The organism is Enterocloster sp., assembly GCF_057861365.1.
Map to the genome: position 1 here is coordinate 92650 of NZ_DBMACH010000011.1, position 6119 is coordinate 98768.

6 protein-coding genes are annotated in these 6119 nt (G+C 46.2%); all 6 read right to left on the reverse strand.

What is annotated here, in order from left to right; all coding sequences use genetic code 11:
* Positions 1-5: 5 nt before the first annotated feature.
* The gene (locus ACZM6M_RS12450) at positions 6-1142 is read right to left on the reverse strand and encodes a glycoside hydrolase family 88 protein (RefSeq protein ID WP_489490456.1); all 1137 of its coding nucleotides are present in this window, start codon (positions 1140-1142) and stop codon (positions 6-8) included.
* A 94-nt stretch (positions 1143-1236) separates the two neighbouring features.
* Positions 1237-1680 carry a PTS sugar transporter subunit IIA gene (locus ACZM6M_RS12455; RefSeq protein WP_066543569.1) on the reverse strand — a complete coding sequence of 148 codons (444 nt, stop codon included), beginning with the start codon at positions 1678-1680 and terminating at the stop codon, positions 1237-1239.
* A gap of 569 nt (positions 1681-2249) precedes the next feature.
* On the reverse strand, positions 2250-2873 hold the full coding sequence (locus ACZM6M_RS12460) for a DUF47 domain-containing protein (RefSeq protein WP_317437734.1): 624 nt from the start codon (positions 2871-2873) through the stop codon (positions 2250-2252).
* A 26-nt stretch (positions 2874-2899) separates the two neighbouring features.
* Positions 2900-3952, reverse strand: a complete 1053-nt coding sequence (locus tag ACZM6M_RS12465) for an inorganic phosphate transporter (RefSeq protein WP_296037412.1) — start codon at positions 3950-3952, stop codon at positions 2900-2902.
* A gap of 71 nt (positions 3953-4023) precedes the next feature.
* Positions 4024-4344: a cyclic-di-AMP receptor gene (locus ACZM6M_RS12470; protein ID WP_418762175.1), complete on the reverse strand. Its 321-nt coding sequence runs from the start codon at positions 4342-4344 to the stop codon at positions 4024-4026.
* A 21-nt stretch (positions 4345-4365) separates the two neighbouring features.
* Positions 4366-5883 (reverse strand): putative basic amino acid antiporter YfcC, encoded by a 1518-nt coding sequence (gene yfcC, locus ACZM6M_RS12475; RefSeq protein WP_337433234.1) that lies wholly within the window; start codon positions 5881-5883, stop codon positions 4366-4368.
* Positions 5884-6119: the final 236 nt, after the last annotated feature.

A 6119-nucleotide genomic window follows, 5' to 3' on the forward strand; every position in this document is an offset into this window, starting at 1 on the left:
ATTTTTTACCAATATAACTGCCAATCTTTATAAAACCGCAGTAAAGCTTCCATATAGAAATAATCTCCCCAGATATTTCCCTCATCCACACCTTTACCGGAATGCCAGGAGTAAACGCCATGAAGCAGGATAGGTGCTCCCGGATGCATATCCGGATTTACATATCCCTGAATCAGAGAACGCAGGATGCCGTGCATGGCTCTCCGGTAGGTTTCCTTCTCTTCATCCGTCTCAGGCAGATACTTCATCATCTCATGTATACCGCACACAGCCACAGCCGCTGCTGAGGAATCTCTGGACTGTCCGGAGCCGTCTCCGAAGATCAGATCCCAGTAGCACACATCATCGGCCGGAAGACGGTTTAAGAAATAATTCGTCATGCCCTCAAACAAGTTAAATGCGCTTTCGTCCTTTGTGTAGCGGTAATTAAATGGAATACCGCTGATACCCCAGGCCTGTCCCCTTGCCCATGCAGAATCATCACTATAGCCCTGACGTGTTACACCCTTTAAAGGAGCCCCTGTCTCCGGGTCAAAGTAAAATGTATGATAAGCGGAAGCATCGTCTCTGATTACATAGTTGCAGGCTGTTTCATAGTGGCGCTTTGCCGCGTCTGCATACTTCTTATCTCCTGTTGTCTCCGTTGCCCAGTAAAGCAGAGGGATATTCAAAAGACAGTCAATAATGAGACGGTAATTATCTCTGGCTCCCAGTGCTCCCCACGCCTGAATGAAGCCTCCCTTTTCCTGAAAACGCTCCATCAGCTTGTCTGCCGCCAGAATTCCAGCCCGCTTTCCTGTCTCAGAACCGGTCAGTTTATATCCTGCCACACAGGAAGAAATGTAAAGAAATCCCAGATCATGGTGATCCAGTTCAATACGCTTCTCCACTCGATTTAAGAAAGAAGCCATATTTTCCTCAGCACGTTTCCTGAACTTCTCATCCTTGGTGTACTCGTAGCAGAGCCATAAAAGACCGGTCCAGAAGCCGTCTGTCCATTCGATGTTGTCAATGATCTCATATGTACCCTGTTTTGCAGCTGGCCATGGGAAGCGTGTGCCGAAATACTCCATATTCAGCTCTGTCTGCTTCACTACCCGGTCCATGGCTGTTTTTACCTCTTCCTTTGTAAGGAAGGGCATATTCAAAAAATGCTCCCGATTCTTAATCGGTTCAACCTGAATCGTCTTTATCACTTCGTCCTCCTCCTTATCTTCCGGCTTTTGCCCCGGTATCTTACAGGCCGTCCTCAAACTCAGGCGCTTCCTCTTCTTCCTCGTCTGCCAGAGCTTCCAGACTGCAAAGTCCCTCTTTTCCCGCCTTCATCACACCTGCTGCCAGCTCTTCTAAAGAACCATACATCACTCTTGAAAATACACCTTCCACAAGCGCAGGCATATTGACACCAGAAACTACTGCAAAATGCTTCTCTGTCTCTTCCATCTTAACAGCGGCTGCCATATTGAAAGGCGTTCCTCCGGTAAGATCTGCTAAAATCAGAATCTCCTGTTCCTCCAGACGGTCTGCTGCCTCCTTTAACTGCCCTTTCAGTTCTTCGGAGCTCATTCCCTCTGTAAAATCAACGGCTTCTACCTTTTCAGGCTTACCTGCCACCAGACTTACCGCGCTTAAAAGCCCGGTTGGAAAATGGCCATGTCCTGTTATGATAATCCCTGTCATTTTTCCCTCATCCTTTCTGAATCTGTCACAGATCTGTCAATCCTTAATCTGCGAACAGTCACCCTGTCCTCCCCGAACAGGTTTACTTTTGTTTACCATTCGTATTTCTTTTTTACTTTGTGATATCCCGTACAGCTGTATCTGTTGCTTTTGGTAAATTGGTTTACCTATGGCTTGAGTATAGTATTTTTGATGATTCCTGTCAATACTTTTTTATTTATTTTCTTATATTCTAATATTTTACACAATTTATATATAATGTTTTTGTACATATTGTACGAATCACCGTATTTATGCAACTCTCGTTTCTCTTACACGCGTCTCTATTGTTTACCTAATTTCTCCCCATTGGTTTACCATTCATCTTCCAGGTTTTGTGTTTACCTTCTTTTGTTATCCCCGCGGTCATTTCAAAAATCCGACTATTTTCTACGCTTTTCCAATATATAACAGCAAAAAACGGATCTGACCGGCAGGCATTTTTTCCTCCGTTCAAATCCGTTTACCAAATATTTCTCTCTCTTAAGTAAATTTTACCAAACTTCCGCTTCTGCTCTTTCTGCCGTGTATCAGGTGTTCTTCAGTATGACACGTTCTGCCGCATTTGCCGTATGTTCACAGGCATCACAGCATTTTTCCAGATAAATATAGATTTCTCTCCAGACAATTACCTCCAGAGAATCCGAACCCTCTGTATGCAGCCTGCGCATAGCCTGTATAAAAAGGCGGTCTCCCTCTCCTTCCAGTGTATGGAGTTCCACCATAAGTCCATAAAGCTTTTTTGACTTTTTAAAGTTTTTAAATTCCTCCATAAGCCTGCTTAAGGTTTTGCAGCAGCGTGTGATCAAATGGGCAAATGCTTCCGCATCCGGACGGATCATACGGATATTGTTGATATAAAGCCGGATCATCACATCCTCAATCGTATCGGTCACCTCATCGATTGCCTCACTGAGCAGGATAATATCCTCCCGTTCGATCGGTGTGATAAATTCCTTTACCAGGGCCGCCAGCATCTCATGCTTTTTCTGATCTGCGGCATGTTCGATTCCATGGATTTCATCCAGCCTTTCTGATAAATGGGTCACGTCAAACTCTTTTAAATTCCGTTCCAGCATACGGGCAGCCTCCTCCCCGTACTCTGCACAGATCACGAAATTCTTAAAATAATAATTGTCGCTTTTTTTTGACATTTTCCCTCCCAAGCATTCTGCTTTTCCTAAAACAATACCATAAAAAGCTTCGCCATCAGAAACCCGATCACTCCGCAGCCTGGAAAGGTCAGTACCCACGTCAGCATCATTTCCCTTACGACCTGAAAATTGACAGCCGACAGCCGCTTTACCGCTCCCACGCCCATGACAGCCGTTGTCTTTGTATGAGTGGTACTCACAGGAATCCCAAACACAGAGGATAAAAGCAGGCACAGCGCTCCAGCCAGATCAGCAGAAAATCCCTGATATTTTTCCAGCTTTACCATATCCATCCCTACTGATTTAATAATCTTTTTTCCCCCAATCGAGGTTCCTGTCCCCATGATCAGAGAACAGAGGAGCATCATCCATACAGGAAGCCGGATCCCTGCTGCATTGTCATTTCCTCCGGACAGACAGATTCCAAGAAGCAGTACCCCCAGAAACTTCTGCCCATCCTGAGCGCCATGCATAAAAGCCATAGCTGCCGCTCCTCCGATCTGAGCTCCCTTAAAAAAACCGTCTGTCCTTCTCCGGTCGAATCTCCCGCACAAAACGGATACCAGCTTGCAGACAAAAAAGCCCAGAACAAACCCCAAAACCGTCGAAAGTCCCAGTCCGTAGATGACCTTGATCCATTCACTGCCATTGATGCCCCAAATGCCGCCCTGCATTGCAATGGCAGCGCCTGAGAGCCCTGCGATCAAAGCGTGGCTCTCACTGGTAGGAATGCCGAAATACCAGGCCAGCACCGCCCATGCCACAATGGCAAACAGAGCCGCGCAGAGAGCTATAAGAGCCCGATGATTATCTCCCCCAAAATTTACCATATTTGTAATGGTCATGGCCACGGTAGAATTTACCATAGTCATCACCATTACTCCGGCAAAATTGCAGACAGCTGCCATGATGATCGCCAGCTCCACATCCATAGACCGTGTAGAAACACAGGTCGCAATGGCATTGGGGGCATCCGTCCACCCATTTACGAAGATCACACACAGGGTCAGAAAAACAGTGATCATTAAAGCCGGACTTCCAAGAACCTGTTTCCAGAAAAAGGCGAATGAAAGATCCATGTAAGTTCCATCCTTTTACACATTTCAGTTTCATCTTATCACGACCTGCATATGATGTAAAGGCACGGAGATTAAAACTTCTGCATCCGGTCAATATCTATAAAAAATACGGTAGCTCCGCCCACCTTTACTCCTTTTGTCACATCCACCATTGTCATACCGTTAAATTCACTGACCAGGCGCTCCTCTTCCCGCTCGATACAGCTGCTGCGGATATAGCCCAGTATTTCCTCTTCTCTTTCTTTTGGAATACATACCATCAAAGTAATATTTCGTTTATTCAGATACAGTCCTTCTGTACAGAATTTAGTTGCCAGTACATGATTGTGGATAAATGCACTGGACAGCCTGGGAAAATCCAATTCCTGAACAATAATGATCAAAAGCTCCATACCCGCTCTCCTTTCCCTGTCTTATGACAGACCTGTAAGCACACCAAGAATCACAGCTGCAGAACCGCAGGCTGCAAGCAACGCCTGAAAACGGATCTGAAATTTCGCCCACTGGCCCCATTCCAGCCTGGCTGCGGCAAGGGCTCCCAACAGACAGCCCGATGTCGGAACAATAAAATTCGTAAAGGCATCGCCCAGCTGGAAGGCAACGACTGCCACCTGACGCTCCACGCCTACCAGATCTGCTAATGGCGCCATGATCGGCATAGTGAGCGCAGCCTGCCCGGAACCGGAAACAACAAAGAAGTTGAACACCGACTGGAACAGATACATAAACCAGGCAGAAATCACCGGCGGGAAATTCTTCATCCCATCACTGAGCGTATGAAGAATAGTATTGAGAACGGTTCCCTGAGACGGATCTGTACCACCCAGAATGATAATGATCCCCTGCGCCATACCTACACAAAGAGCCGCTCCCAGAAGATCTGCCGCTCCATGGTCAAAGGCTCTTGGAATATCATTCAGCCTCATATCATTTAAGTGAAATGCAACGCCAATGATGCCTGCCGCAAGGCCCATTACAAAAAACTGGGAGGCTATCTCCGGAATATAATACCCCTTTTCCACTACGCCCCAGATGGTCCAGATAATACATAAAAATACATCCAGGATGACCAGCTTGTGCCCCAGAGTGAAGGGCAGCTCATCTCTGCCCCGTTTTGCAAATTCCTCGCGATACTCCTGATCGGACTCATAGGCTGCAGATAATTTCGGATTTTTCTTTATCCTTGCCGCGTACCGCATGGTAAATACAATTGTAAGGACTGTAAAAAAGATCCACAGCGGGATACGAAACCATGCGCCGGACATAACCGGAACTCCGGCAATTCCCTGTGCCACAGCCAGACCAAATGGATTCTGCCAGGAGCTGCCAAAGCCAATCTGAGTTGCCACATAGCTGCACATGATGCCTACGATCGCATCATATCCCATAGCAATAAACATGGGAACTAGGATCATTACAAAGGGAATTGCCTCTTCTCCCATTCCAAAAACTGCTCCTCCCAGTGAAAACAGGGTAATCAGAATCGGAATCAGAAGAATTTCTTTTCCATTCGTCAGATCGATCACACGCATAATGCCGCTTTCAATGGCACCTGTCCGCAGAACAACGCCAAAGGCACCTCCTACCACCAGGATAAATGCGATGATTCCCACAGCGCCGGAACTCTTATCTCCTGTGGTAAGGCCTTCAAAAACATAGTTCAGGATACCTCCCCGGCCTCCTACACTCTCTGTGCCAAAAAGAGGTGCTGCCTGGGTGACTTTATCTCCGTTTTCATCCAGTACATAACGGAAGCTGTCCGGATCCACTACTGTTCGGGTCTTTTCCTCCCCATTCACAGTGTAGGTAATCGCCTTTGTGTCATACTGTCCCAAAGGGATAAAAAGCGTCAAAATTGCCGCCACAAGAATCACCCCAAAAATAATAATATAGGTGTGTGGCATCTGAAAAGATCGTTTCTTTTTCTCCATTTATTTCCTCCATAAATTTCATTTTCAGCAGTAACAATTATATCACTCAACGCCTTATTTCATCAAGGAGCATTTTCTGTTTATATGTTTTTACACACGAAAAAACCGCCCTTTCAGGCGGTCTCACACTCATTCATACATACCTTCAAAACCACATACTGAACAACCAAGCCACAACCGTTTTCCCTAAACCTTCTGGTCAAGCCCTCGACCGATTAGTATCAGTCAGCTCCATG

Excerpts from the sequence above, each read along its gene's own strand:
- ACZM6M_RS12450 (WP_489490456.1), bottom strand. The coding sequence starts at position 1,142 with ATGCCCTTCCTTACAAAGGAAGAGGTAAAAACAGCCATGGACCGGGTA.
- ACZM6M_RS12455 (WP_066543569.1), bottom strand. The coding sequence starts at position 1,680 with ATGACAGGGATTATCATAACAGGACATGGCCATTTTCCAACCGGGCTT.
- ACZM6M_RS12460 (WP_317437734.1), bottom strand. The coding sequence starts at position 2,873 with ATGTCAAAAAAAAGCGACAATTATTATTTTAAGAATTTCGTGATCTGT.
- ACZM6M_RS12465 (WP_296037412.1), bottom strand. The coding sequence starts at position 3,952 with ATGGATCTTTCATTCGCCTTTTTCTGGAAACAGGTTCTTGGAAGTCCG.
- ACZM6M_RS12470 (WP_418762175.1), bottom strand. The coding sequence starts at position 4,344 with ATGGAGCTTTTGATCATTATTGTTCAGGAATTGGATTTTCCCAGGCTG.
- yfcC (WP_337433234.1), bottom strand. The coding sequence starts at position 5,883 with ATGGAGAAAAAGAAACGATCTTTTCAGATGCCACACACCTATATTATT.